Source organism: Gordonia sp. NPDC003425 (assembly GCF_053588635.1).
In genome coordinates this window covers 357,922-383,334 of sequence record NZ_JBSFQI010000001.1, presented here as the reverse complement: position 1 = coordinate 383,334, position 25,413 = coordinate 357,922, and the positions used below count along the sequence as shown (strand labels likewise).

The following is a 25,413-nucleotide window of genomic DNA, read 5'->3' as shown; positions in this document are numbered from 1 at the left end:
TTGGGTTGTGGGTGACGTGTTCGATGCTCTCGCCGACGAGGTTCGCAGGCAGATTCTGCGAGACCTTCGCGACGGACCGCTGCGGGTGGTCGATCTCACTCGGCTGCTTCGCGACGTCCATCCGATCTCGCGGCCCGCGGTCAGCAGGCATCTGCGTGTGCTCGCCGAGGCGGGTCTGGTGGTCGGCGACGACCGCGGCAGGGAACGGCACTACCGACTCGACATCGGTCCGTTGGACTCGGTGACGGCGTTCGTCGGTCAGCTGCGCACGCGTGCCTCGGGCACGGAGCCACCGATCACCGCGGCCATGCTCGACGCGCTCGGCACCGAGGTTCATCGGGCACGACGAGATCGCCGCGCGCCACCGGCTCCCGGGGACCGCTCAACGCCGCATGACGCACGAGAGGACACCGCATGACACACAACCCCAGTGGCGAACATCGCAGAATCGGCGACGCGGACGCAGTGGTGCTGCACCGCACGTATCGGGCCGGTATCGACGACGTCTGGGCAGCGGTCACCGAGTCGGATCGGCTGGCTCGATGGTTCGGTACGTATGCCGGTGACCCGGCGTCCGGCGCGGTCGACGTGACGATGACCGCGGAGGGCGACGACGTGGAGCCCTCGCGCTGGATGATCGCGGACTGTGTGCCACCGCGCCTACTCGGCGTGGTGAGCGATGGCGGCACCGGCTGGCATCTCGTGCTCGAACTCGTCGAGGTCGACGGCGGCACCGCGTTGTCGTTGACGCAGTTCATCGACGACCCGGGAATCGTCGAAAGCGTGGGTCCCGGTTGGGAGTACTACCTCGACCGGCTCGGCGCGGCGCTGGCCGGTACCGACCCGGGTGCCGTCGACTTCGACGACTACTACCCGGGGCAGGCCGCGTTCTACGCGCGGCTGATCCCGCACGCGGATGGCCCGGCGCGGTGACGTCTCAGGTGCGGAACCATGCCTCCGGGTTGTCGGCGAGGGCCTTCTCGATGCGCAGCCGCGAGGTGTCGGCGAGATCGGCGGGAAGCGAGTCGGGGGCGAACCACGCGACGTCGGTGTTCTCGTCGTCGGCCACCCGTGGTTCGCCGCCGAGGTGGCGTGCGAGGAAGCACACGTCGAGGTAGCGGGTCTGGTCGCCGTTGGGGTAGGTGATGAGCGGTGTCACGTCCACGCTGGTGAGCCGCACGATCTCGGCGTCGATGCCGGTCTCCTCGCCGATCTCGCGCCGGATGGCGCGCGCCGGCTCCTCGCCCGGTTCGAGTACCCCGGACACCACTGCCCACTCGCCGGTGTCGGCGCGGCGCGTGAGCAGAATGCGCCCGGCGTCGTCGCGCACCACCGCACTCACCCCCGACAACCACAGCGGCCGATGGCCGATATGAGCGCGCAGATCGGTGATGAACCCGGGAATCGGCATGGCTGCCATCATGCCGTCCGACGCGGTGGGCCACAGGGCGAGGCGGGCCGTCCCGCCGTGGCAAGCGGGGTGGCAAAATCCCATCCGGATGATCTGTGGGACGCGACGTGAGGAGCGGAGATGCGGAACGTGGGAGTCTGGGTGGTGCTGGTCGGCATCGGAGCGGTCGGCGTGATCTGGGCGATCGTCGACATCGTCAACAAGGGCTGGTCGCAGGTACCGGGCAGCACGTGGCTATGCGGCGCGCTCGGGCTGATACTCGCGGTCGGCGCCCTCTACCGCGAGTTCGGCGGTCAGCCTCTCGTGACCGTCGACCACGAGAACATCGCCGAGGAATACGAAGCCCAGAAGCGTGCCGACGGCCTGGAGGCGAACTGGATCACCAAACCCGGCTTCGAAGACGGTCAAACGGCCGCCGCCGAGGGCATCGAGCCCCCTGACCAGCGTTGACGACGGAACTCTGAGCAAAGTCACAGCGCAGCGTGCGCCTGTCGATCCGGTTTTGTCGGTGCCGGGTGTTTGACTGAGAACAACAGTCAACCCACGCTCCGGCGACGCGTTGAAGCCGAGCTCGGAGCCGACGACAGGGAGATGCCGGTGAGCACGCCACAAGTCCCGCACGACGCGTCCACCCCATGCACCGACTGGGACGACATGTCCGAATGGCTGCACCGCGAGCTGTCCACGATGCCGCGGGGTGCGTTGCTCGACATCGGCCCCGCCGAGTACGACCCGATCGTTTATGGCGACGACGTCTGCTGCGCACAGATCCAGGTGCTGCGCGGGCGCACCCTGCTCATCCGGCTGTCCACCACGCTGATGGATGCTCCGACGGCGCTGTCGGGCTACTCGGTTCCCCGCGTGGTGCTCGACCGGTGGCATCACGACGACCGATTCGACGACTGCACCCATGGTTACCTGATGACACGTTCGGCGAGTCTGGTCGCCGGCATCTGCGTCGGATGGTTCCGCGACCGCTGCGATTCGCCGGCGCCGAATGTGCTCGGCTACTCCTATCGCGCTCCGAGCCGCGGGGCGCCACCCTCGGACGGGCTGGGCGGCAGTCTGGGGGAGAGCCCTGATCTTTTCCCTGAGTCACCCCAGAAATAGGCCGCGAACAGGTGATTTCGTGTCGATCCGGGTTCAGGATGGGGTCATGGCAACAACACAGGGAGACACCGACATGACCACTCCGCACACATCCGGGGACCCGCAGAAACCCAACGGTTCGGGACTCGGCTTCTGGAAGATCCTCGGCATCATCGTGGTCGCGCTCCTGGCGCTTGCGATGATCGGCCCGCTCCTCAAGGGACTCTTCTGGGTTGCGCTGATCGCACTGGCCGGATACGGCGGCTACATGCTCTACCGGTCGTCGCGATCGTCGTCGGGTAGCTGACGAACAGAGACGCACAGCAACGCGCCGGGACCGGAGGGCGGCGCATCGGAGTCCATCACCCATCCGCCCCCGATCTCGCGTGCGGCGCGCACGTCCACCACCGTTCCGTCCAGTCGACCGCGAGGCTCGGCGATACCCGGAACGGTCAGGCGTTCGTCGTCGAGATCGAGGATGACTCGCGCGCCGACGGCAGGGACCCCGGACCCGAATGCGACCGGCGGCCCGATGACGTCCACGACCTCGTCGGAGAGGGATATCCGGCGGCGCATCGACTCGGTTGGCCGCGGTGTTCGAGATCGGGGCGGCGTGTAGCCGGTGATCCGCAGATCCACGACGGTTGCACCGTGCACTCGCGTCCAGTGCGGGTCCGACGGTTCGTCACATCTCGACGCCTCGCATCCCGACTCGTCCCATCGCGGGTCATCACCGGCACGCATCACCTGGCATCGGGTTTCGGTCCCCGGCACCGCAACGTACTGCCCGCGCACCCGGCGGACACAGTGAGACGTCGTCCACACCGCCTCGACGATCCCACGGACGGCGGGTGCCCGATCGTGATCGGTGTGCCATGAGAGGCCCAATGCCAACGGCACCGACAAGGGATCGCCGCAGTGCGGGCTCAGGTAGGCCGAAACCGAACCCGTGCGGACCAGACCGTCCTCGGTGTCCCAGCCGAGGACCGGCACTGCCCGCCAGGAGTCGCCCACGTCCCCGAGTGGGTACGCCGACAGCGTCCCCGACAGCTCCGCGCCGGTGGCCGGAACCGTTCCGCAACAACCGAATTCCGATTCGGCCACGGAGACGCGGATCGTGCTGCCGACCGGCTCGGCGGCCGTCACGACGGCTCCATCAGCAGGCGGATGAACACGGTGTCGCCCTCGAGGTCGGTGGCCGGGGTGTGCGGCGTCACTGTGGCGAGCGCCGACCAGCCGGCCCCGGAAACCCGAATCCGACTGACCTGCAGCGCCTTTCCCCTGACGACTCCGGTTGCCGCCGAACTCGACCCGTCCACGTCGATGCGCGGGTCGTCGAGGTCGACGGTCATCGTCGACCCCTCGCCCGGGAGCAACTCGCCGAACGCCTCCGGCCGCCCCGTCAGGTGCACGGTGCGCGACGCGCGTTCTTGCCGACCGTGATATGCCTCGATATCGGCCGCGGTCGGTTCTCGCAGTGCCAGCACATCGAATCCGACGACCGTCGCCGCGCTGCCGTGGCCCACGCCGTCGGTGCGGGTGCCGGTATCGAACACGTCGAAACGTTCGGCAGCGGGCACCCGGGTGTGTTTCCGGGTGCCCGGGATCGCCACCCAGCCGTTCTCGCCGGGGCGGTAGTCCTGCTCGGTGGTGTACACCTCGCGCACGACCGCGCTGACCTCCGGATCCACTCCCTGGTCGGCATGCCAGGAGAGGGCGAGGACGAACCGCCTGCCATGAGGATCGCCCAGCGCAGGGTCGAGGTGGGTGGGGTCGACGTGTGCGGACACCGCGCCGAATCGCGCCACTTCCAGATCCCGATCCCAACCGGTGATCGCGGGCGCGACGAACAAGTCGTCGGTGCCGGCGGGGGAGGCGGTCAGGGTGCCGGTGACAGTGACGCCTTCGGCGGGAGTGGTTCCGCAGCAGCCGTATTCCCACGTGGAGATCATCGCGTACGCGAGCGGGCCGCCCATCCGATCATCGTCTGTGTGCACGTAACGCATCGGGGGTTCGACGGACCCGGCACGAACCCCGGGGGCCCCGATGTACCGGCGACAACTTTACGCGGGCCCGGTCAGGTGCGTCGCGACGATTCGGGCGACACCAACTCGGCCGGCACCTCACCGACGTCGGCGGCGACCGCTGCCAGTTCCTCGCCCAGCGACTCTGCCGGCCGAGTGCCGGTGCCGGCCTGATCGCGACCGCTCTGCTCGCCCGTGGTGTCGTCGATCGACGTTTCCACCATCGGCCGTTGCGGCCCTCCGGTGAAGAGGGAGGCGATGGCCCCGAGCACGCAGCAGATCAGTGCGAAGGTGAACGCTGCGGTGAGGCCGTCGGAGAACGGGTCGCTGATCAGGTGCGGGAAGAACTCCAGGCCGGTGAGGTGCTCGACGCTGGCCTGCGGCAGGCCCTGCAGCGCCGGACCGGCGACCATCTGGATCGGGTTGTAGCCCAGGAACGCGGCGAACAGGATGCCGACGGTCGGGATGTGTGAGATCTCGCTCGCCGCTGCCGAGGGCATACCGTTCGCGGTGAGGCCGCTGTACATCGCCGTGGGCAGGTGCTGGCTGAGGCCCGCGATCATCAGCGAGAAGAACAGGCCGATCGAGAGCACCATCGCGGCGTTCTGGAACGTCGTCATCATGCCGGCGCCCGAACCGCGCGACGTGATCGGCAGGCTGTTCATCACCTCGGCGCGGTTCGGTGATGCGAACAGACCCATGCCGATGCCGTTGATGAGCAGGATCAGCGCGAACACCCAGTAGGTGAAGTCCACCGGGATGGCGATCAGTGCGGCGAAGGTGCCCGCCGTGATGAGCATGCCCATCGTGGTGAACCACTTGGTGCCCAGCTTGTCGCTCAGCGCTCCCGACAACGGTGCGCTCAGCAGGAAGCCGATGGTCATCGGCACCATGTAGATGCCCGCCCACAGTGGGGTCCGGGAGTAGTCGTAGCCGTGCTGGGGCAACCAGATGCCCTGCAGCCAGATGATCAACAGGAACTGGAGCCCGCCCCGACCGATCGACGCCATGAGGTTGGCGAGATTGCCGAACGCGAACGACCGGTTGCGGAACAGCGACAGCTCGAAGAGCGGGCTGTCGACCCTGGCTTCGATGACGACGAAGATCGCCAGCACGAGTGCGCCGCCGATGAGTCCGGCGAGCACCCATGGATTGGTCCAGCCCATGTTCGACGTGCCGTAGGGCTGGATGCCGTAGGTGATCGCCACGAGAATCGCGACCAATCCGACCGCGAAGGTGAGATTGCCCCACCAGTCCATCTTCGCGTGCTTGCGGACACCGGTGTCGCGCAGCTTCAGGTACGCCCAGATGGTGCCGATGACTCCGAAGGGCACCGACACCAGAAAGATGTAGTGCCACTGGATGGGTGCGAGCACACCACCGATCAGCAGACCGAGGAACGAGCCGGCGATGGCGGCCACGCCGTTGATGCCCATGGCCAGGCCGCGCTGGTTGGCCGGGAACGCGTCGGTGAGGATGGCCGACGAGTTGGCCATCAGGAACGCGCCGCCGACGCCCTGGATGACGCGCCAGAAGATGAGCCAGATGGCTGCTTCGCTTCCGTCGAACCAGGTGATCGCCAGAAAGATCGACGAGATCGTGAAGATCAGGAACCCCATGTTGTACATGCGTGCGCGGCCGAACATGTCGCCGAGACGACCGAAACTCACCACCAGGACGGCGGTGACCACGAGGAAGCCCATCATCATCCACAGCAGGTAGCTGGTGTTCTCCGGCTCGAGGGGGTTGAGATGGATGCCCTTGAAGATGTCGGGTAGTGCGATCAACACGATCGACGAGTTGATCGTGGCGATCAGCATGCCGAGCGTGGTGTTCGACAGGGCGATCCACTTGTAGTGCGGATCGTGTGCGGGTGTGCCGGCGGTGGAGGCCGGTGCGGCGCTGGCAGTCATCGGTGTCCTCGTGTGCCTATCGGGGGTCGGTGGTGGACGGGGTGCGGACGGTTCGCTCGCAGACGGTGTCCGACAATGCGTCGGCCAGTGTCTCGACGGAGCGCACCACCTCCTCCTGCTCGGCCGCGTCGAGCCTGCCGATCGCGGCGGCGAGCAGTTGCGCCTTTGCCGACCGGGCATGCCGGATGAGTTCGGTCCCGGCGTCGGTGGCCACGAGCAAACGCGCGCGACCGTCCTCGGGATCGGGCGTGCGCGCCACGAGTCCCTGTTGTTCGAGCCCCGCGACGATGCGGGACATGGTCGGCATCGTCACCGATTCACGTTCTGCCAGTTCGGAAAGCCGCAGCGGTCCGTGGCCGATCACCGACCACAGCGCCGACGCGACGCCCGCGCTGAGGTTGCCGGTACCGCTGGTGCGCAGCGAGCGGGTGATGCGCACGAGGTGATGGTGCAGCGCAGCCACGTCGGTGGTGTCGGTTCCGATGGTGGCGGCTCCGGCGGTGTCACTGGAAACACTGGGCATGGGTGACCGGCTCTCGGTGATGAAGGGGTGAACGACCACCCAAATATAGTTGCTTGATGCTAAGTAATCGAACCGTAAAGACTGCCGCGGCGGTCCGTCTGCGGGGTAACCTCGGTGCACCACGACGACATTCTGGGAGGCAGAAATGCTCGCACTCGGCTTTTTCGGCTGGATCATCATCGGCGGTCTCGCGGGGTGGATCGCGAGCAAGATCCTCAAGACCGACGATCAGATGGGCATCCTGCTCAACATCGTCGTCGGTATCGTCGGCGGCCTGGTGGGCGGCTGGATTCTGAAACTGTTCGGCGTCGACGTGTCCGGCGGCGGCCTGATCTTCAGCTTCCTCACCTGCCTCGCGGGCGCCTGCCTGCTGCTGTGGATCGTGGGAATGATCCGCGGCCGATCCAAGGTGTGACGCGGTCCCGGCGTCGGGAACAGGGCCGTCGGGAACAGGTCGGTACGTTGGAAAGCGAACCGACTCTCACCGACGGAACGAGGACATCATGACGCAGGTCATCATCATCGGCGGACACGGCAAGGTGGCATTGCGGCTGGCCAGGATTCTGGCCGACCGCGGTGACAAGGTCACCTCGGTGATCCGTTCGGAAGCACAGTCCGACGATGTCACCGCGGCAGGGGCCACCCCGTTGGTGGCCGACGTCGAGAAACTCGATGTGGCCGGCCTGGCATCGGTACTCGCCGGCCAAGAGGCGGTGGTGTGGTCGGCAGGCGCCGGTGGGGGCGAGGCATCGCGCACCTACGCAGTCGACCGCGACGCGGCCATCCGTTCCATGGACGCCGCGCAATCGGCGGGTGTGCGCCGGTACATCATGGTCTCCTACTTCGGCGCGGGCCCCGACCACGGTGTGCCAGAAGATGATCCCTTTTATGCCTACGCCGAGTCCAAGGCGCAGGCCGACGAATACCTCAAGGGCACCGATCTCGACTGGACGATCCTGGGACCCAGCCGGCTCACCGACGACCCGGGCACCGGACGAATTGACGTGACGCACAAGGGAACCTGGACCAAGGGCAGTGCCAGTCGCGACAATGTGGCACAGGTCGCGGCCGCGGTCATCGCAGAGCCGTCGACAACCGGGATGTTCATCGAGTTCAACGACGGCGACCTGCCGATCGACGAGGCGATCACGCCCTGATCGGGGGACAATCGGGCGGTGCACGCCTCTGATGCTTCCGTCCTTGATTCACTCCGAGAGATCGTCGGTGATTCGCACGTCCTCACCGATCCCGACGCGATGGCGGGTTTCCTGACCGACTGGACCGGACGCTGGACGGGCACCGCGCTGGCCGTGCTGCGTCCGCGCACCACCGAGGAGGTGGCCCGCGTGGTCGGGGTCTGTGCGGCGGCCGGGGTCGCCATCTGCCCGCAGGGGGGCAACACCGGACTGGTGGGCGGGTCGGTGCCGCCGAGTGACAGCAGCGGGCCGCTGGTGGTGCTGAGCACCACCCGGATGACCGACATCGGGGACATCGACACCGTGGGCCGGTGCGTCGGGGTCCAGGCCGGGGTCACGATCGAGGCGCTCGATGCGACCGCGGCGCAGGCCGGGCTGGCCTTCGGCGTCGACCTCGCCTCGCGCGCCTCGGCCACCGCCGGCGGCGTGGTGTCGACGAACGCGGGCGGGGTGCGGATGATCCGGCACGGCAATACGCGCGCCCAGGTCCTGGGCATCGAGGCCGTGCGCGCCGACGGTGCGATCCTCCGGCGATGGAAGTCGTTGGTGAAGGACAACATCGGCTACGACATCCCCGGTCTGCTGACCGGCAGCGAGGGCACCCTGGCGATCGTCACCGCGGTCCTGTTCCGGTTGGTGCCGGTCCTGGGCGACACCGTGGTGCTGGTTGCGGCCGTGGATCGGGTGGCCGGCGCCATCGAGCTGATCGGGGCCGCACAGGAACGCGGGCTGACCGTCGAGGCGGCCGAGATCATGACCCAGGACGGTGTGGACCTCGTGCGCGAGCACGGGGCCCGCAGTCCGGTGGCCACACCGGCACCCTTCTACGCACTGATCGAGCTATCCGGGCCCGAGGCTCTCGAGGAAACCGTCGTGGAGATCCTGGAGAACTGCGATCGCGTCGTGGACGCTGTACTCGAGGCCGGACCTGCGCGCGCGCTGTGGCAGGTGCGGGAGAGCCACACCGAATCGATCGCGCGTTCCTCGGCCACACCGGTGGTCAAACTCGACATCTCGGTACCGCTGCGGGAACTGCCCGCGGCCTTCGATGAACTCGCATCGATCGCCTCCCGGGTAGATCACCCGTGCCGCCCGATCCTCTTCGGCCACATCGGCGACGGCAACATCCACGTCAATCTGCTCGACGTGCCGGAGTCCGCGGTGCAGTCGGTGACGACCACCGTGTTCGAGATCGTCACCGCCCGCGGTGGCAGCCTCAGCGCGGAACACGGGATCGGGCGCGCGAAGGCGGCGTGGGTCGGCCTGGGTCGTTCGGACGTCGACCTCGACACCATGCGCATGATCAAGGATGCCCTCGATCCGGCCGGACTGCTCAACCCCGGCGTGCTGTTCGGTCCCTGAGTGCTGTAGCCCTGAACGATTCGCCGACACCGAGGTGTTCGGGGACACACGGCACCGGGAACGAGAGGGCGGCCATCGCCACGCGATCGCCACGATCGCGACGCATCGTTGGTCGTCGTCGCGGGGAACGGGCATAGGCTCATCGCGATCGATACGTCAGCCACGATGCGGGGAGCGACATGGCATTTCGGAAGTTCTGGAGAACGCGGACATTGTTGGCGCACAACACCTCTGCGCAGCGTGCGCGCATGCGGTCGGCGGCGGTGTTGGGTGGCGCCGCTCTCGCCACGCTGGCCCTGTGCGCACCGCCCGCGCATGCGGCATTCGTCAGCGTCTCGCGTGATCCGGTGGGGTCGGGCCCCACCGCGAGCACCTTCCGATCGGCGGCGGCGTATCCGCATCCGGAGGCGAATCCGCCCGGCGCCAACGCGTGGGGATGCCGGCCCACCGCCGCCCATCCGAATCCGGTGGTCCTGGTGCACGGGACGTGGGAGTCGGCATATCAGACCTGGGCGGGCCTCGCGCCGAAGCTGGCCGCGCTCGGATTCTGTGTGTTCGCACCGAATGTGGGCATTCTCCCCGCCGACGCGGGTGGGGGAGTACCGGCGGCGCAGAACGGCGGCGAATACGGCGCCGGTCCGGTCGACGAGAGCGCCGCCCAACTCGCCGCCTTCGTGGCGCGGGTCCGCGCGGCCACGCACGCGGACAAGGTCGACCTCATCGGTCATTCCCAGGGTGGGGTCATCGCCCGGGACTATCTCCGGTTCCACGGTGGTGCCGGTCGGGTGGCGCGGGTGGTCACCATGGTCGCGACCAATCACGGCACCACGTTCGACGGTCTGGTGAACATGCAGCAGTCGGCGCGGTCGGTGGGGATCGACGTCGGACCCGAGGTGATGGTGGCAGCCGGGGCGGCCGGTGCCGATCAAGAGGTCGGCTCCAAGTTCATCACCACGCTGAACCGTGGCGGCGACACCGAGCCGGGAATCGCCTACACCGCGCTTGCCAGTCGCTATGACGAGATCACCACGCCCTACACGTCGACCTTCCTCGCCGCGGGGCCCGGGGCGACGGTACACAACGTCGTCATCCAGGACGGGTGCACCGGCGACCACACCGACCACACCGATTTCATGTATTCGCCACGCGCCCAGTCCCTGGCGATGCACGCCCTCGATCCGGCCGTTCCGATTCGCTGTGTCGCGCGCTGAACCGCGCAATGATCACCGCGCAATGATCACCGCGCAATGATCACAGTGCGGCGAGCACCTCGCCGGACTCGACGGGCCGGGAGAACATCGGATAGTCGAAGGAGATCGCGTTGTCGTGCTCGGCCGTCGAGGTCGCCGCGGTGCAGTCGGTCAGCGTGATCACGCGGTAGCCGTTCTCGTAACCCGACCGCATCGTCGACTCGACACAGCAGTTGGTGAGGAAGCCGCCGAGGATGATGGTGTCGATTCCCTTGCTGCGCAGGATGAAATCGAGGTTGGTGCTGGCAAACGTGTCCAGTCCGCGCTTTCCCTCGATGAGGATGTCGCCGTCGGCAGGCCGCAGATCGTCCACGATGTCGGCGCCCCAGGAACCCTTGACGAACGCGTTGCCGTCGACGACTCCCTTGAGGATGCCGTAGGGGTGGCGGGTGAGCTCGCCGTATCCGGGGGCGAAGGTGATGGGTGCGTGCATGATCGTCACACCGGCCGCGCGGGCCTTGTCCACCAGCGTCACCGTGTTGGCAAGCATGCCGGTGGCCGCCATCACCTCGGCGACCGCCGGATGCAGAACGCCGCCCTCGGTGGCGAACTCGTTCTGGTACTCGATCAGCACGAGTGCGGTCCGCGAGGGATCGAGGGACAGGGTGTCGTCGGTCATCGGTACCTCCCGATACGAGAATGGTGATGCGGGTCACATTGATTCAACTGCCTGTCCGGCGGGGGCGCAAGCACGGGTCGGCGGTCACGGGCGCGCGGCCCGCTCCGATCGGTGAGACGATGCTGACGTGACGACCGACGTGAGCGAAGGGCTCGCCGAACTCGCCCGGCGATGCGGAGTGACCACCGGATACACCGGCTGGGACGAGGATTACCACGCGGTGAGTCGGGAGACACTTGTCAGCGTCCTCGACTCGCTGGGCATCGCCGCCTCAACCGACGCCGAGGTGGAGCAGTCGTTGCTCGACCTCGACGACGCACCGTGGCGCAGATTTCTCCCCCCGGTCACGGTGGTGACGGAGGGCACCGGCGCGGTTGTGGAAATCCATGTGCCGCACGGTGATCCGGTCGCGGTGTGTATCCGCACCGAAGCCGGCGAGATCGTCACCCCGCGTCAGCTCGACATCTGGGTTGCGCCCCGCGTCGTCGACGACGTGCTGACCGGACGGGCCAGCTTCGCGGTTCCCGACGACCTCCCGTACGGGTATCACGAGATCATCGCGGTCAACCCGGCCCGCGACCTGCAGGCCCAGGCTCCGCTGATCGTCACCCCGCGCCGCCTGTCCACCGCCGACGAGTTGCTGGGCGCCCAGCGGTGGGGACTGGCGATCCAGTTGTACTCGGTGCGTTCGGCCGGCTCCTGGGGTGTCGGCGACTTCGCCGACCTCGCCGACATCTGCGAGGTGGCGGCGAGCACCTACGGAGCCGACTTCGTCCAGGTGAATCCGCTGCACGCGTCGGTGCCGCGCGCGCCGATCGAGGCGTCGCCGTATCTGCCGATCACGCGGCGTTTCGTCAACCCGCTCTACATCCGCGTGGCGAACGTCCCCGAGTTCGACGATCTCCCCAAGCAGCAGCGAAAGGCGTTGCGCGGGTTGGAGAAGGCGTTCTTCGCCGACAATCTGGATGCCGAACGGATCAAACGCAACAAGTCCTACCGGGCCAAACTCGATGTGCTCGAGCTGGTTCATCAGGTCCCGCGCAGTGCTGCCCGGGACGACGCCTATCGGACGTTCCGCAAGCGTGAGGGTCGCGGATTGCGCGACTTCGCGACGTGGTGCGCACTGGCCGAGCGTTATGAACCCGATGACCCGCGGTGGTCGACCAAGTTGCTGGACAAGCATGTGATCAAACGCAAACGTCGCAAACTCGCCGACCGCGTCGAGTTCTACATGTGGCTGCAGTGGATCTGCGACGAGCAACTCGCCGCCGCACAGCACGCCGCCCGCTCGGCGGGCATGAGCATCGGGGTGGTCGCCGACCTCGCCGTGGGGGTGGCACGCCACAGTGCCGACGCCTGGATGCTCGGCGACGTCCTCGCGCGCGGGGCCACCGTCGGCGCCCCGCCCGACGGCTTCAACCAGCAGGGGCAGGGCTGGGATCAGCCGCCCTGGCATCCCGGTCGTCTCGCCGAGGCCGGTTATGCGCCCTACCGCGACATGCTGCGGACCGTGCTCCGCCACGCCGGCGGGCTGCGCGTGGACCATATCCTCGGGCTCTTCCGGCTCTGGTGGATCCCGGACGGCAAGACGCCCGCCGACGGCACCTATGTCCACTACGACCACGACGCGCTACTCGGCATCCTCGCTCTCGAGGCGCAGCGGGCCGGGGCGGTGGTGATCGGCGAGGATCTCGGTGTGTTCGAGCCGACGGTGCAGCGGAGCCTGGCCGAGCGCGGCATCCTCGGGACGTCGATCCTCTGGTTCGAACACGGGTCCTACGCCCCGATCCCGCCCGAGGAGTACCGCGAGCTGTGTCTCACCTCGGTGACCACCCACGACCTTCCGCCCACGGTGGGTTACCTCGCCGGTGACCACATCGACCTGCAGTCGCGGTTGGGTTTGCTCGAGGCCGACGAGGACACCGAGCGTGCACGCGACGCCCGCAATCGCAACGCCATCGTCGCCATGGCGACCGACCGCCATCTGTTACCCGACGGGGTGGAACCGACCGATCCACGTACCGTCGAATCGCTCTATCAGCTCATTGCGGCAAGCCCGTCGGTGCTGCTCAGCGTGGCGCTGGTCGACGCGGTGGGCGAACGCCGGATCCAGAATCAGCCGGGCACCAACGCCGACCAGTACCCCAACTGGAGCATCCCGCTGGCCGATGCCGACGGAAAGGCGGTGCTCGTGGAGGATCTCGCGAGCAACCAGCGCTTCACCTCGCTCGTGGACGCGCTGCACGCCGCCGGGGTGGGCGCCGACAACTCCTGAGCGGTTCAGGCGCCGTCGGGGGACTCCGCCTGCGTACTGCGACGGCGAGTCGCCATCACGGTCAATGCCAGCGCGATCAGCGCCAGCACACCGACGGCGATGTTGAACACCACTCCGGAGGTGCGTAGCCCCCAGTGTGCGGCGGCGATGCCCTCACCGACGATGGGCAGCGAGATCGCGACGTAGGCGACGACGAAGTAGGTGGAGGTCACCTCGGCGCGCCGCTGCGGCGGGCTCGCGGCCACGATCGACGCGAGTCCCTTGCTGAACGAGAGTCCTTGTCCGACGCCGCTGACGATGGCGCCGGCCACCAGCAGCCACAGCGCGGCGGCGAGCAACCCGGCAACCAGCAGCGCCATGCCCGCGGTCAGCACGGCACACCCGGCGATCAGTGCCCGGTCGGTCGGCATCTGCCGCCCGAGAACCTGGGCGGTCGCCGACGCGCCGAAGAGGAGGAACACGAGAACGCCGGTGACCGCGTGGTTGTCGATGTGCAGCACGTGCGCGACGAACGAGGGCGTGACGCCGGTGAACGTGCCCATCACGGCGAAACCGGCGAACGCCGCGATCGCGCCGCGGACGAACACCTCACGGATCTCCGGCGGCACCGACAGTCGCTGGACCGTCAGTCGGGCGCCGGTCGGCCGGGTGCCCGACTCGGTGATGAGCAGAATCCCGGCGAAGACGATCGCGAGCAGCGCCAGGTCGACCACGAACGGTAGGCGTAGCGGGGCGGGCGCGTACTGGGCGAGAAGTCCGGCCACCGGAGGGCCGAGACCGAGGCCACCGATGTTGGCGGCGGTGGCGATGGCCGGTGCGCGGTGTCGCCAGTCCGGTGGCGCGAACTCGATCACCGCGGCGGTGGCTGCACCCGCATAGATGCCCGCCGACAGCCCCGACAGCACGCGCCCGATCATCAGTTGCCATACCGGTCCCGCAGTCAGGAAGACCACGGCACTCGCCATCGACAGCAGCGCCCCCGCGATCAGGAGGGGGCGCCGGCCGAGCACGTCGGACCATCGACCGAAGCAGATCAGCGCGACGATCACGCCCGCGGCGTACACCGCGAAGATCACCGTGGTGGTGGTGACCCCGAAGTCGAGTCGGGCCGCGTAGATCGAGTACAGCGGGGTGGGCAGGGTGGTGCCCATCATCACCACCGCGAACGCGGCCACCGCGGCCGCGAAGGACCGGCCGGCCGAGGTGTCCGGACCGCTTGCGGTCGCAGCGGTGTCTTTGGCCGTCATGATGTGGGTCAGCGTGCCATGGCTGCGTGGTATTCCGTGCCGTTGTCACGGTGCCCCACCCGTGGTTCGGGCAAATCAGATTATTCTGAGCCGATGTCCGACACCTCTCCCGTGGTCCTGGCCACCACTTCACGCATGCCGTTCGCGGTCGACGAAATCCACAAGCTCGGTGTCACCGGACGCACCGTGATCGCGTCGGACACGTTCCGGGCGGCCCCGGGTAGCCATTCCCGTGGTGCCGCCAAGCACGTCACCGTGCCGGCGCCCACGCAGGAGACCGAGGCGTTCATCGACGCCGTCATCGACATCATCGACACCGACAAGGTCACCTGGCTCCTGCCCATGTTCGAAGAGGTGTTCTACCTCGCCTACCACCGAGACCGCCTCACCGCCGGCCACGACGACCTCGAGCTGTTCTTCCCGCCCTTCGATGTGCTCAGGCAGGTACACGACAAGGTCACCTTTGCCGAGTTGTGTCGCACACTGGGGCTGCCGGTGGCCGAATCGATCACCGCGACCACCCAGGACGAACTGCGCGCCGCCACCGAGCACTGGGACCATTGGTTCGCGCGGGCGGCCTTCGGGCGCGGCGGGCTCGACATCATCACCAACACCGGCCCGCTGGCCGGCGAGAGCAGCGTCGACGACATCCATCCGTCGGCCGATGATCCCTGGATGGTGCAGGAATACCTCACCGGTGTCGACAGGTGCAGCTGGAGCGTGGTGCATCACGGCGAGGTGGTGCTGCACTCCTGCTACGAGCATCCGCTGAGCATCGATGGCCGCGGCGGCATCGTGTTCGAATCGGTGGACTCGCCGGAGTCGCTGCACGCAGCGCAGACGATCGCGCGCGAACTCAACTGGCACGGCCAGCTCAGTTTCGACTTCCTGATGACCGACGACGGTGTGCACCACATGGTGGAGTGCAACCCGCGACCCACCGCGGGATGCACCCTCGCGACGGCCGAGGAGTTCGACACGGCGTTGTTCAACCCGTCGGTGTCCGATTCCTCTGGGCTGGTCGTCGTGCCACCGGGCCGCAAGAAGATGATCAAGGCGGCCATCGTGCGCGACGCGCTGATGCACCCCTCACATCTGCACGACGACCTCGCCGCGGCCAAGGGCGGCAAGGGCGTCTACGACCAGCGCAAGGATCACCTGCCGCTGCTCTATTCGGCCCTCTCGCTGCAGCATGTCCTCGCTTACCGCAAACAGCTCGGTATCAACCGGGAAAAGGGCGAGCAACTCGTCGCCACCCAGTTCTTCGACGTGCTCTACGACGGGTCGGCGATCAGCTGAGGGCCGTCCGGCGATTGCCGCGGCTCTGTGAGCTGCATTACTGTGAGCTGCATTACTGTGAGCGCCGGTAACGGCAATTCTCCGGGAGGTGGGCCCCGATGCAACCCGACCACGACGTGGTGATCGTCGGCGCCGGCTTCGGCGGAATGGGCGCGGCGATCGAGTTCAAGAGGCTGGGCATCGACTCGATCGCGATCCTCGAGCGTGAGGACGACCTCGGGGGCACGTGGCACGTGAACCACTACCCGGGCCTCGCCGTCGACATCGCCTCGGTGACGTACTCCTATTCGTTCGAACCCAACCCCAACTGGTCGAGACTGTTCGCGCCCGGTCCCGAACTCAAACGTTATGCGTGTCATGTCGCCGAGAGGTACGACCTCAAACGGCACATGGAGCTCGGCACCGCCGTCGAGGCCGCTGAATGGCACGACGACGACCGGATGTGGGTGGTTCGCACGGCCGACGGGTCCATCCGCACCTGCCGCTACTTCGTCACCGCGACCGGGTTTCTCTCCCAGCCGCACATGCCCGACTTCGACGGGCTGGACACCTTCGCCGGCACGATCCTGCACACCGCCAAGTGGGAGGACGGCTTCGACTTCACCGGTCGCCGCGTGGCCGTGATCGGCACCGGGGCGACGGCGGTACAGTTGATCCCGGAGGCGGCGACGACCGCCGAACACCTCACGGTGTTCCAGCGCACACCGATCTGGGTGGTGCCCAAGATCGACTTTCCGATCCCGCGCGCCGTGCAGCGACTGTTCGCGCGGGTACCGCTGACACAGCGCGTGGCGAGACTCGCGAACACCTCGCTGCTGGAGATGCTGATGGTGTTCGGCGTGCTGCGGTTCAAACAGTTCAAGCTCGGCAACAAGGGGGCCGCGCTGCTGTCGAAGGCGCATCTACGGGCACAGGTGCCCGACCGCGCCGTGCGGCGTGCGCTGACCCCCGACTACGACTTCGGCTGCAAACGTCCGACGTTCTCCAACAAGTACTTCCGGGCCTTCGCCAAGCCCAACGTGGCGCTGGAGACCGGGGGCATCGGACACGTCGAACCCGACGCCATCGTGACCGGCGACGGAAAGCGCATCGAGATCGACACCCTGGTGCTCGCGACCGGATTCGACCTGTGGGACACCAACTTCCCCGCGCTCGACATCGTCGGACTCGACGGCAGGGATCTCGGGAAGTGGTGGCGCGAGAACCGTTTTCAGGCGTACGAGGGCATCACCGTGCCGCGGTTCCCGAACTTCCTGTCGCTCAACAGTCCCTACTCCTACAGCGGGCTGTCGTACTTCACCACCATCGAGGGCCAGATGAAGCACATCGGCAGGCTCTTCGGTGAGCTGCGCCGTCGCGGCGCGCGCACCTTCGAGGTCACCGACGAGGCCAACGCCCGTTTCCTCGACGAGGCCACCGAACGTCTGCAGTCGTCGGTGTTCTACCGCGGAGACTGTGCCACCTCACGCAGCTACTATTTCGACCCGCACGGCGAAGCCACCCTGCTGCGGCCGAACTCGACGCTGACCACCCTGCACGAGATGGACACCTTCCCGCTCGACGCCTACGCCTACCGCTGAGGCGGCCGCCCCCGGCTGGTGGTGCGCTCCCCGCTGGTGCTGCGCCCCCGCTGGTGGTGCGCCTCCCGCTGGTGGTGCGCCCTCCCGCTGGTGGTGCGCCTCCCGCTGGTGGTGGCCCCCCGCTGGTGGTGGCCCCCCGCTGGTGGTGCGCCCTCCCGCTGGTGGTGCGCCCTCCCGCTGGTGGTGCGCCCCCCGCTGGTCGAGCTTGTCGAGACCACCTCAGGTCCCGATGTTGGCGGTCAGGTTCACCAGCAGCGCCACGATGACCGTGCCGAACAGGTAGCTCAGCAGTGCGTGGAACACGATCACCCGCCGAAACCGCGACGCGCCGACGTCGGTGTCGGAAATCGCAAAGCTCATCCCCACGGTGATGGCGACGTAGGCGAAATCGCTGTAGCGGGGCGGCTCCTCCTGGTGGAAGTCGATGCCGCCGGTCGGTTCGTCGCCGTAGTACATGCGCGCGTAGTGGGTGGCATACATGGTGTGAATCGACGCCCACGACGCCACCACGCACACCAGGGCGATGAAGATCAGGATGGTGCGATCGCGGTGGGCGAGCACCTCCACCACCCCGACCAGACTCACGAACGCGGCGACCACCACGATCACGAAGGTGCCCACATGGGTGGGTTCCTCCTTCGACGCGTGGGCGTTGGTCTGGGTGTGGTCCATCGGCCACAGGCGCAGCCAGGTCCATGACACGAACAGCCACGCCCCGATGGCCCAGCCGACGAGCACCGCCCCGTGCGGCACGATCAACCCGATCGTCACCCCGCTCGCCACGCCCACCGCGGCGCTGACCGCGAGTCGCAGCAGCGGCGGACCGTCGCCTGCGCGGAAGGGGTGACGGGTGATGTGCGCGGCCATGCGATCAAGTAGACAACGAGGTGCGCGCAATAGAGTGGAGGCATGCGCGCGTGGGCAGTCAACCGACCCGGACCCATCTCGACTCGTCCACTGGATTTCGTGGACAAACCACTACCGCAACCCGGCACGGGTGAGTTGCTGGTGAAGGTGCGGGCATGCGGGGTGTGCCGCACGGACCTGCATGTCAGCGAGGGCGATCTGCCCGTGCACCAGCCGGGCGTCACTCCCGGGCACGAGGTGGTGGGGGAGGTGGCCGCGTTCGGCGCGGATGCCGAGGCCGCCGGATTCACGATCGGCGAGCGTGTCGGGGTGGCGTGGCTGCATCACACCGACGGCACGTGTACCTATTGCCGCCGCGGCAACGAGAACCTTTGTCCTGCATCGACATACACCGGCTGGGATGTCGACGGCGGATACGCCGAATACACCACGGTGCCGGCCACGTTCGCCTATCACCTGCCCGAGGAGGTCGACGACGTCACCCTCGCGCCGTTGCTGTGCGCGGGCATCATCGGGTACCGGGCGCTCAAGCGTGCATCGCTGCCGCCCGGCGGACGGCTGGGCCTCTACGGCTTCGGTGGCAGCGCGCATCTGTGCGCCCAACTCGCCATCGCGCAGGGTGCCGAGGTGCACGTGATGACGCGTGGCGAACGCGCGCGTGATCTCGCCCGGTCGCTGGGTGCCGCGTCGGTCGGTGACGCCTACGACGCGCCGCCGGTGCCGCTCGACGCGGCGATCACCTTCGCCCCGGTGGGAGAACTGGTGCCGGTGGCCATGCGCGCCCTCGACCGTGGCGGCATCCTCTCCATCGCCGGCATCCACCTCTCCGACGTCCCGCCACTGAACTATGAGCGGGAACTGTTCTACGAGAAGGAGATCCGGTCGGTGACCGCCAATACCCGCGCCGACGGCCGCGAGTTCCTCGACCTGGCCGCACGCTATGGCGTGACCGCCATCACTCACGTCTATCCGCTGTCTCGCGCCGACGAGGCACTCGCCGACCTGCAGGCCGGACGATTCGACGGTGCCGCGGTGCTCGTGCCCGACGCGTGATCGGGCGGCGAGCCGAGGGAGCGGCGATGTCGCGGTTCACACCGGTTCGAGCAGCTCCGGACCGTTGTTGGCCACCCGGTTCACCAGCGGTGCGACCTCGCGGATCGCGATCGCCGCAGCCACCTGATCGCTCGGTGGATTGAGCAGGTCGGCGGGGGCGGGATGGTCGGGATCGAGCCAGTCGTCCCAGTTGCCGAACGGCATGATCAGCGGCATGCGGTCGTGCACCTCGCGGAGCTCGCCCACCGCGTCGGTGGTGAGGATGCTGCAGCTCAGCAGGGGAGCGGAGTCGGGCGCCGACCTGTCGTGCCACACCGACCACAGTCCGGCCATGAACAGCCTGGTGCCGTCGCGCGGCGACATGAAGAACGGCACCTTGGTCGGCTTGCCCTTCGCGTCGGGGGGACCTTTTTTCCACTCGTACCAGCCGTCCATCGGTACCAGGCACCGCTTGGACTTCACCGCCGCACGAAACGAACTCTTCTGCGCGGCGGTCTCGGCGCGCGCGTTGAACAGCAGCGGTCCCTTGCCGATCTCCTTGGCCCACGGCGGCACCAGTCCCCACCGCATGGCGCGCACGCGCAGCAGCGGATCGTCGTCGGGATCGTCGGGGGCATGCCGTTTGACCACGGTCATCACCGTCGACGTCGGCGCGACGTTGTAGTTGGGTCCGAGGGATCGCCGGGCCCGTTCGCGCTCAGGGTTCTCGCCCGAATCCGACGCCGTGTCGGCTGATTCCGAGGCGTCGAGCGAGGCGGGCACCTCGTTGACGGCGTCGATCTCCGCCGCGAGTTTCGCCGGATCGGTGGTCACCGCATAGCGTCCGCACATGGTGTCCATGCTGTCACGCCGCGCCGACACCGTGCGCTGACCGCGGTGGCACCACAACCCGGCAGGTGAACTCAGGCCGTGATGGACGCGGTGACCGCCGAGGTCAGCGCCACCAGGTCGGCCGGCGCGAGCGATACCTCGAGTCCGCGGCGGCCGGCACTGACGAAGATCTGCGGCCACTGCTGAGCGGAACCGTCGACCACCGTGGGTAGCGGGGTGCGTTGGCCCAGCGGGGATACTCCCCCGAGCACGTAACCGGTGGACCGGGTGACGTCCTTGGGGTCGGCCATGGCGGCCTTCGCCGCTCCCAACGCGGCGGCGGCCGCCTTCAGCGACAACTTGCACGGAACGGGGATCACCGCCACCGCGAGGTGCCCGCGACGACCGGTCGCCTCGACGGTGCCACCAGCGAGCTCGATGACGAGTGTCTTGAAGATCTGTTCCGGCGCGACGTCGAGCGTGGCGGCGAGCGCCGCGACGGCTTCGGGACCGTAGGCATCCGAGCGCGGATCGTGCGCGTATCGATGCACGGTGTGTGCGACCGCGGCGCTGCCGAGGGCCGCGATGGCCGGGGTGGCGGACATCGGTGGGGTTCCTCCTCCTCGCGAACAAAAGGATCCCGGGTCGGAACAATTGTCGCTCCGGTCATGTTGTGACGGTTGTTCAGGTGCGCGCAACCAGCGACTTCGACGACGAAGGAGGAAGACGGCCGATGACTACAGCCCTGCTCGAGCGACCTCGTCCGGTCGCGTCCAGCGGTCGGTCGGTAAGCTTGACCGACACCTCAGGGCACGGCATGAGGCCGCTGACCGGGGTCACGAGCGAAGGGATCGACGTGGCCGAATCCAAGTCACCCGGGTCCACCGCACCCCGCCGGGCCGATCCGGATGAGTCCGTCGGCGACCTCACCGAACGCTTCGAACGTGATGCGCTGCCGCTGCTCGACCAGATGTACGGCGCGGCACTGCGGATGACACGCAATCCCGCCGACGCCGAAGACCTGGTGCAGGAAACCTACGTGAAGGCGTTCTCCGCGTTCGCCTCGTTCCGTGAGGGCACCAACCTCAAGGCGTGGCTCTACCGCATCCTCACCAACACCTACATCAACGGATACCGCAAGAAGCAGCGTCAGCCCGCCCAGTATCCGACCGATGAGATCACCGACTGGCAGCTCGCGGCCACCGCGGAGCACACGTCGACGGGGCTGCGTTCGGCCGAGATCGAAGCGCTCGACGCGCTGCCCGACGACGAGATCAAGGCGGCGCTGCAGGCGCTGCCCGAGGATTTCCGCATGGCCGTCTATTACGCCGACGTGGAAGGTCTGCCGTACAAGGAGATCGCCGAGATCATGGACACGCCCATCGGGACGGTGATGTCGCGGCTGCACCGCGGACGTCGTCAACTGCGTGAACTGCTCGCCGACGTCGCCCGCGAACGCGGGTTCAACCGTCGTCAGACCTCCGAGAGCACCCCCGAAAGCGAGGTGGCGCGATGAGCGAGGTACACACCGGCGCGCAGCCGCCCGCCGACGATCCCGAGTTCACCAGCCTCGACTGCTCCGCTGTGATCGCCGACGTCTGGCTGCTCCTGGACAACGAATGCGATTCCGGTGCTCGGGCACGGTTGCAGGACCACCTCGACAACTGCCCGTCGTGCCTGGCCCATTACGGCATCGAACGTCAGCTCAAGGCGTTGATCAACCGCAAATGCGGCGGCGACCAGGCGCCGGCCGGGTTGCGTGACCGGTTGCGGGTGGAGATCCGCAAGACCGTGATCGTGCAGGAGACCACCTACACGACCGACGAGGGCTGACCGGCCGGACCACAAGGAGAAACGCCCCAGCGGTTGGTCTCGACGACCGACGTCTTGGCCGAGAACGGCTCCTGGGGCCGGCGGCAGCGAGATCGGCCGGTAGGACGTCATCCGCCTGAGCTGGAGGCTGCCGTGCGTGCCGGTCGTCTCAGCATCGCGGCCATCCCGATGACGAGATACCCGGCTCCCAGCACCCACGACCCCACCTGCGTCGCCTCGGCGTGCGGGGTGATGAAGATCAGGAAACTGGCCGCGAGATTGTTCAGGGCGTGCAGCCAGATCGCGATGGCCGGGCGACCACGCGTGACCTCGAGTGTGCGCGCCAGGAGCAGCGAAAAGCCGACCGTGAACATCGCGAAGGCGGGCATCGGCACATACGTCTGGATCGCGCCGGGAGTCCACCACAGGGGAAGGTGCCAGCAGAACCAGATGACACCGAGGATCAGGGGCGCGCGCCAGCGTCCGGCCCGAGCACGCAGAGCCGGCTGCAGCCAACCGCGCCAGCCGAGCTCCTCTTGGCCTCCCCCGGCGACAAGCATCACCAGCAATTGCGGCACGACGAGCCAGGGCGAGGCCGCCGCTGGGACCGGATCGCCCCAGAGTCGCTGCGACCAGGACGCGACCGTGACCACGGCGAGGACAGCCAGAGATGCGACGACCCACGCAATCCACGGGCCTGCTGGGATCAAGCACCGCCCGAGCGTGCGCCATGCCTCGCGCGTGCTGCCAGATCGCCGCCACATCGTCCACGCGGCGACGGCGGGACCACACGTGCCGAGAAAGTCCGTGGCTGCCGCGAACGGCGAACCCGGATCGTTTTCGAGCAGCAGGATCGAGAGCATCCACCACGCCCAGGCCCAGCCAAAGGCGATGGCGAGGAACGTCCCGATCCTCGCAGGGCTGCGAAAAGCCCGGGCGGATGCTGTCGTTGACACCGGCATCCGCCCGGGCTTCTCGCTGGACTGCTGAGCCGAGGGCTCAGGAGTTGGGGCGCTTGCCGTGGTTGGCTGCGTTCTTCTTACGAGCACGCTTCTTGCGTCCGCGCTTTCCCATGACGGAACTCCCTTGTTCTTGTGGTGTCCTGGTTCACCGGTGTTGTCCTGGTTCACCATCGCTGGTTCACCGTTCGGTGTCCGACCCGGTTTCCGGGTGGGTGACCGTGTTCGGCGAACCACATTGTCCCACGTCGAGGGGCATCGGCCCCAATCGCCCATCGCGATGACCATGTGAGCGGGGTGGGCTAGGTTGTGTGCATGGCAGAAGACGTGGTGGCCGAGATCGTGGCCAGTGTCCTCGAGGTCAAGGCGGTACCGGGCCTCCACGTCGAGGTCGGGGACACATTGGTGCTGCTGGAGTCGATGAAGATGGAGATCCCGGTGCTGGCCGAGGAATCCGGCACCATCTCGGAGGTGCGGGTCACGGTGGGCGACGTGATCCAGGCCGGCGACGTCATCGCCGTCTACGAGTAGCCTCGTTCATCCCGGCACCCGATGTCGACCCTGGCGGATCTGCTCGCCGAGCACACCACCCTTTCCGATCGTGCCGCCGCCCACCTGCAGCGACTGGTGGCCGAATGGCAACTGCTCGCCGACCTCTCCTTTGCGGATTTTCTGCTCGCGGTGCGCGCCGAGAGCGGTGAGATCGCCACTGTCGCCCAATGCCGCCCCAACACCGCCTCGACGGTGTTTCCCAGCGACGAGGTGGGCACCCTCGTCGAACGCGGCGCCAATCCGCAGGTGGCGCGGGCGTTCGACGAGGCGCGCATCCTGCGGGACGAGGATCCCACCTGGGTGGGCGCACTCGCCATCCGGCGCGAGGCGGTGCCGGTGGGTTTCGAGGGCCGGCCCATCGCCGTGCTCACGCGCGCGAGCGACCTCACCCATCCGCGACTGCCGTCGCCGCTGGAACTGGCCTACCAGGACTCCGCGAACGACCTGTGCCAGATGGTGTCCGACGGGACCTTTCCGCATTTCGAGGGCAACCCGCGCGGACTCTCGACGCCGCGTGCCGGCGACGGATTCGTCCGCGTCGATGCAGCCGGGATCGTGGTCTACACCAGCCCCAACGCGTTGTCGGCGTTCCATCGGATGGGCTGGACGGCCGAACTCGTGGGCACCCGGCTCTCGGAGGTCACCGCGTCGCTGCTGACCGATCCTTTCGAGTCCGAGGACGCCGCGGTGATGATCGACGTCGCCGCCGGTGCCCTCACCCCGCCGGCGGGGCCCTACCGGGACGTGGGCACCCGCATGGAGGTCGACGCACGACGGGCCACGGCGCTGATGCGCGCGGTTCCGCTGCGGCCGCGGGGAGACAGCACCGGGGCGGTGATCCTGATCCGTGACGTCACGGAGGTCAAACGCCGTGATCTGGCTCTGATCAGCAAGGACGCGACGATCCGGGAGATCCATCACCGCGTCAAGAACAATCTGCAGTCGGTGTCGGCGCTGCTGCGGCTGCAGGCCCGTCGCACCGGCAACGCCGAGGCGCGATGGGCGCTGACCGAGGCGGTCCGACGGGTGGCGGCGATCGCCACCGTGCACGAGTTGTTGTCGGGGAGCGTGGACGAGGAAGTCGACATGGACGAGGCGGTGCAGCGGCTGCTGCCGATCCTGGTCGACGTCGCTTCCGGCGAGAATCCCGTGCCGGTGCGCCAACCGGACCGGCTCGGTGTGCTCCCGGCCGAACGGGCGATGCCGTTGGTGATGGTGCTCACCGAACTCATCCAGAACGCCATCGAGCACGGCTTCGCGCAGCCGCGCGACGACGCCCGGATCGAGATCCGTGCGACACGCGACGTTCGGCGGATGGTCGTCGCGGTCCGCGACAACGGTGCGGGGCTGCCCGGTGGGTTCGTCCTCGCCGAGTCCGAGCGGCTCGGCCTGCAGATCGTGCACACACTGGTGACGATCGAGCTCGCCGGTGAACTCGAGGTGGGCCCCAATCCCGACGGTCGGGGCACGGAGGTCCGGGTCACCCTGCCCCTCTGGTGAGGGGCTGATCCGCACCCGGTGTTGTCCCGTGGCCGCGCAAAAAAAGAGACCCGGCGTGAGCCGGGTCTCCCT

At 67.8% G+C, this 25,413-nt stretch carries 29 protein-coding genes; 17 read left to right on the top strand and 12 right to left on the bottom strand.

All coding sequences use genetic code 11. The annotated features are described in order from the left end of the window. Positions 1-7 precede the first annotated feature (7 nt). Together ACWDTD_RS01935 and ACWDTD_RS01930 are read left to right on the top strand one after the other, a co-directional pair. The gene (locus tag ACWDTD_RS01935; protein ID WP_449745355.1) at positions 8-418 is read left to right on the top strand and encodes an ArsR/SmtB family transcription factor; all 411 of its coding nucleotides are present in this window, start codon (positions 8-10) and stop codon (positions 416-418) included. Beyond that, positions 415-933 carry an SRPBCC family protein gene (locus ACWDTD_RS01930; RefSeq protein WP_449745354.1) on the top strand — a complete coding sequence of 173 codons (519 nt, stop codon included), beginning with the start codon at positions 415-417 and terminating at the stop codon, positions 931-933. Before ACWDTD_RS01935 ends, ACWDTD_RS01930 begins: the two co-directional genes overlap by 4 nt. A gap of 4 nt (positions 934-937) precedes the next feature. On the opposite strand, the gene ACWDTD_RS01925 is transcribed toward ACWDTD_RS01930, so the two are convergent. Beyond that, positions 938-1,411: an NUDIX hydrolase gene (locus tag ACWDTD_RS01925; protein ID WP_449745353.1), complete on the bottom strand. Its 474-nt coding sequence runs from the start codon at positions 1,409-1,411 to the stop codon at positions 938-940. 120 nt (positions 1,412-1,531) lie between these two features. On the opposite strand from ACWDTD_RS01925, the gene ACWDTD_RS01920 reads away from it, so the two are divergent. The 3 genes from ACWDTD_RS01920 to ACWDTD_RS01910 all read left to right on the top strand — a co-directional run bounded on the left by ACWDTD_RS01920 (position 1,532) and on the right by ACWDTD_RS01910 (position 2,807). After that, complete coding sequence (locus tag ACWDTD_RS01920) at positions 1,532-1,861, top strand: hypothetical protein (RefSeq protein WP_449745352.1); 330 nt, start codon at positions 1,532-1,534, stop codon at positions 1,859-1,861. A 147-nt stretch (positions 1,862-2,008) separates the two neighbouring features. Continuing rightward, positions 2,009-2,521, top strand: coding sequence for a hypothetical protein (locus ACWDTD_RS01915; RefSeq protein ID WP_449745351.1), 513 nt, complete (start codon positions 2,009-2,011; stop codon positions 2,519-2,521). A 73-nt stretch (positions 2,522-2,594) separates the two neighbouring features. Further along, entirely contained in the window at positions 2,595-2,807 is a 213-nt protein-coding gene (locus ACWDTD_RS01910; protein WP_449745487.1) for a hypothetical protein, read from the top strand. Here ACWDTD_RS01910 and ACWDTD_RS01905 read toward each other — a convergent pair. From ACWDTD_RS01905 to ACWDTD_RS01890, 4 genes are all read right to left on the bottom strand, one after another. Continuing rightward, positions 2,774-3,646, bottom strand: a complete 873-nt coding sequence (locus tag ACWDTD_RS01905) for a hypothetical protein (protein ID WP_449745350.1) — start codon at positions 3,644-3,646, stop codon at positions 2,774-2,776. The two genes, ACWDTD_RS01910 and ACWDTD_RS01905, sit on opposite strands and share 34 nt — an antisense overlap. Next, on the bottom strand, positions 3,643-4,476 hold the full coding sequence (locus tag ACWDTD_RS01900; protein ID WP_449745349.1) for a DUF6578 domain-containing protein: 834 nt from the start codon (positions 4,474-4,476) through the stop codon (positions 3,643-3,645). Before ACWDTD_RS01900 ends, ACWDTD_RS01905 begins: the two co-directional genes overlap by 4 nt. A 101-nt stretch (positions 4,477-4,577) precedes the next feature. Then, the gene (locus ACWDTD_RS01895; protein WP_449745348.1) at positions 4,578-6,437 is read right to left on the bottom strand and encodes an MFS transporter; all 1,860 of its coding nucleotides are present in this window, start codon (positions 6,435-6,437) and stop codon (positions 4,578-4,580) included. A 16-nt stretch (positions 6,438-6,453) separates the two neighbouring features. Then, positions 6,454-6,999, bottom strand: coding sequence for a MarR family winged helix-turn-helix transcriptional regulator (locus tag ACWDTD_RS01890; RefSeq protein WP_449745347.1), 546 nt, complete (start codon positions 6,997-6,999; stop codon positions 6,454-6,456). Between the two features lie 106 nt (positions 7,000-7,105). Between ACWDTD_RS01890 and ACWDTD_RS01885 the strand changes: the two genes are divergently transcribed. The 4 genes from ACWDTD_RS01885 to ACWDTD_RS01870 all read left to right on the top strand — a co-directional run bounded on the left by ACWDTD_RS01885 (position 7,106) and on the right by ACWDTD_RS01870 (position 10,729). Next, positions 7,106-7,375: a GlsB/YeaQ/YmgE family stress response membrane protein gene (locus ACWDTD_RS01885; RefSeq protein ID WP_449745346.1), complete on the top strand. Its 270-nt coding sequence runs from the start codon at positions 7,106-7,108 to the stop codon at positions 7,373-7,375. An 88-nt stretch (positions 7,376-7,463) separates the two neighbouring features. Beyond that, complete coding sequence (locus tag ACWDTD_RS01880) at positions 7,464-8,117, top strand: SDR family oxidoreductase (protein ID WP_449745345.1); 654 nt, start codon at positions 7,464-7,466, stop codon at positions 8,115-8,117. A gap of 18 nt (positions 8,118-8,135) precedes the next feature. After that, positions 8,136-9,518 (top strand): FAD-binding oxidoreductase, encoded by a 1,383-nt coding sequence (locus tag ACWDTD_RS01875; RefSeq protein ID WP_449745344.1) that lies wholly within the window; start codon positions 8,136-8,138, stop codon positions 9,516-9,518. 179 nt (positions 9,519-9,697) lie between these two features. After that, entirely contained in the window at positions 9,698-10,729 is a 1,032-nt protein-coding gene (locus ACWDTD_RS01870; protein ID WP_449745343.1) for an esterase/lipase family protein, read from the top strand. Positions 10,730-10,769: 40 nt separating this feature from the next. Here the strand turns inward: ACWDTD_RS01870 and ACWDTD_RS01865 are convergent, their stop codons facing one another. Further along, positions 10,770-11,387 carry an isochorismatase family cysteine hydrolase gene (locus tag ACWDTD_RS01865; protein ID WP_449745342.1) on the bottom strand — a complete coding sequence of 206 codons (618 nt, stop codon included), beginning with the start codon at positions 11,385-11,387 and terminating at the stop codon, positions 10,770-10,772. A 127-nt stretch (positions 11,388-11,514) separates the two neighbouring features. On the opposite strand from ACWDTD_RS01865, the gene malQ reads away from it, so the two are divergent. Then, positions 11,515-13,662 carry a 4-alpha-glucanotransferase gene (malQ, locus tag ACWDTD_RS01860; RefSeq protein ID WP_449745341.1) on the top strand — a complete coding sequence of 716 codons (2,148 nt, stop codon included), beginning with the start codon at positions 11,515-11,517 and terminating at the stop codon, positions 13,660-13,662. Between the two features lie 5 nt (positions 13,663-13,667). Here the strand turns inward: malQ and ACWDTD_RS01855 are convergent, their stop codons facing one another. Further along, positions 13,668-14,909 carry an MFS transporter gene (locus tag ACWDTD_RS01855; protein WP_449745340.1) on the bottom strand — a complete coding sequence of 414 codons (1,242 nt, stop codon included), beginning with the start codon at positions 14,907-14,909 and terminating at the stop codon, positions 13,668-13,670. 93 nt (positions 14,910-15,002) lie between these two features. Here ACWDTD_RS01855 and ACWDTD_RS01850 point away from each other — a divergent pair, with 93 nt between their 5' ends. Then, positions 15,003-16,208: an ATP-grasp domain-containing protein gene (locus tag ACWDTD_RS01850; protein WP_449745339.1), complete on the top strand. Its 1,206-nt coding sequence runs from the start codon at positions 15,003-15,005 to the stop codon at positions 16,206-16,208. A 98-nt stretch (positions 16,209-16,306) separates the two neighbouring features. Next, positions 16,307-17,788: a flavin-containing monooxygenase gene (locus ACWDTD_RS01845; RefSeq protein ID WP_449745338.1), complete on the top strand. Its 1,482-nt coding sequence runs from the start codon at positions 16,307-16,309 to the stop codon at positions 17,786-17,788. A gap of 219 nt (positions 17,789-18,007) precedes the next feature. Here the strand turns inward: ACWDTD_RS01845 and ACWDTD_RS01840 are convergent, their stop codons facing one another. Next, a complete protein-coding gene (locus tag ACWDTD_RS01840) occupies positions 18,008-18,655 on the bottom strand; it encodes a DUF1345 domain-containing protein (protein WP_449745337.1) in 648 nt (215 codons plus the stop codon). Positions 18,656-18,697: 42 nt separating this feature from the next. Here ACWDTD_RS01840 and ACWDTD_RS01835 point away from each other — a divergent pair, with 42 nt between their 5' ends. After that, the gene (locus tag ACWDTD_RS01835; RefSeq protein WP_449745336.1) at positions 18,698-19,708 is read left to right on the top strand and encodes a zinc-binding alcohol dehydrogenase family protein; all 1,011 of its coding nucleotides are present in this window, start codon (positions 18,698-18,700) and stop codon (positions 19,706-19,708) included. Positions 19,709-19,744: 36 nt separating this feature from the next. Here ACWDTD_RS01835 and ACWDTD_RS01830 read toward each other — a convergent pair whose 3' ends face one another. Together ACWDTD_RS01830 and ACWDTD_RS01825 are read right to left on the bottom strand one after the other, a co-directional pair. Continuing rightward, positions 19,745-20,539 carry an SOS response-associated peptidase gene (locus tag ACWDTD_RS01830; RefSeq protein WP_449745335.1) on the bottom strand — a complete coding sequence of 265 codons (795 nt, stop codon included), beginning with the start codon at positions 20,537-20,539 and terminating at the stop codon, positions 19,745-19,747. 71 nt (positions 20,540-20,610) lie between these two features. Then, on the bottom strand, positions 20,611-21,123 hold the full coding sequence (locus ACWDTD_RS01825; RefSeq protein ID WP_449745334.1) for a YbaK/EbsC family protein: 513 nt from the start codon (positions 21,121-21,123) through the stop codon (positions 20,611-20,613). A 128-nt stretch (positions 21,124-21,251) separates the two neighbouring features. On the opposite strand from ACWDTD_RS01825, the gene ACWDTD_RS01820 reads away from it, so the two are divergent. Together ACWDTD_RS01820 and rsrA are read left to right on the top strand one after the other, a co-directional pair. Further along, the gene (locus tag ACWDTD_RS01820) at positions 21,252-22,034 is read left to right on the top strand and encodes a sigma-70 family RNA polymerase sigma factor (RefSeq protein ID WP_449745333.1); all 783 of its coding nucleotides are present in this window, start codon (positions 21,252-21,254) and stop codon (positions 22,032-22,034) included. After that, on the top strand, positions 22,031-22,351 hold the full coding sequence (rsrA, locus tag ACWDTD_RS01815; protein WP_449745332.1) for a mycothiol system anti-sigma-R factor: 321 nt from the start codon (positions 22,031-22,033) through the stop codon (positions 22,349-22,351). The genes ACWDTD_RS01820 and rsrA overlap by 4 nt, the downstream gene beginning before the upstream one ends. 107 nt (positions 22,352-22,458) lie before the next feature. Here rsrA and ACWDTD_RS01810 read toward each other — a convergent pair whose 3' ends face one another. Both ACWDTD_RS01810 and ACWDTD_RS01805 read right to left on the bottom strand, forming a co-directional pair. Next, complete coding sequence (locus tag ACWDTD_RS01810) at positions 22,459-23,094, bottom strand: CPBP family intramembrane glutamic endopeptidase (protein ID WP_449745486.1); 636 nt, start codon at positions 23,092-23,094, stop codon at positions 22,459-22,461. Positions 23,095-23,329: 235 nt separating this feature from the next. Continuing rightward, complete coding sequence (locus ACWDTD_RS01805) at positions 23,330-23,404, bottom strand: 50S ribosomal protein bL37 (RefSeq protein ID WP_370452957.1); 75 nt, start codon at positions 23,402-23,404, stop codon at positions 23,330-23,332. 200 nt (positions 23,405-23,604) lie between these two features. On the opposite strand from ACWDTD_RS01805, the gene ACWDTD_RS01800 reads away from it, so the two are divergent. Together ACWDTD_RS01800 and ACWDTD_RS01795 are read left to right on the top strand one after the other, a co-directional pair. After that, positions 23,605-23,820 (top strand): biotin/lipoyl-binding carrier protein, encoded by a 216-nt coding sequence (locus ACWDTD_RS01800; RefSeq protein WP_449745331.1) that lies wholly within the window; start codon positions 23,605-23,607, stop codon positions 23,818-23,820. Positions 23,821-23,841: 21 nt separating this feature from the next. Next, positions 23,842-25,341 carry a sensor histidine kinase gene (locus ACWDTD_RS01795; RefSeq protein ID WP_449745330.1) on the top strand — a complete coding sequence of 500 codons (1,500 nt, stop codon included), beginning with the start codon at positions 23,842-23,844 and terminating at the stop codon, positions 25,339-25,341. The last annotated feature ends 72 nt before the right edge of the window (positions 25,342-25,413 follow it).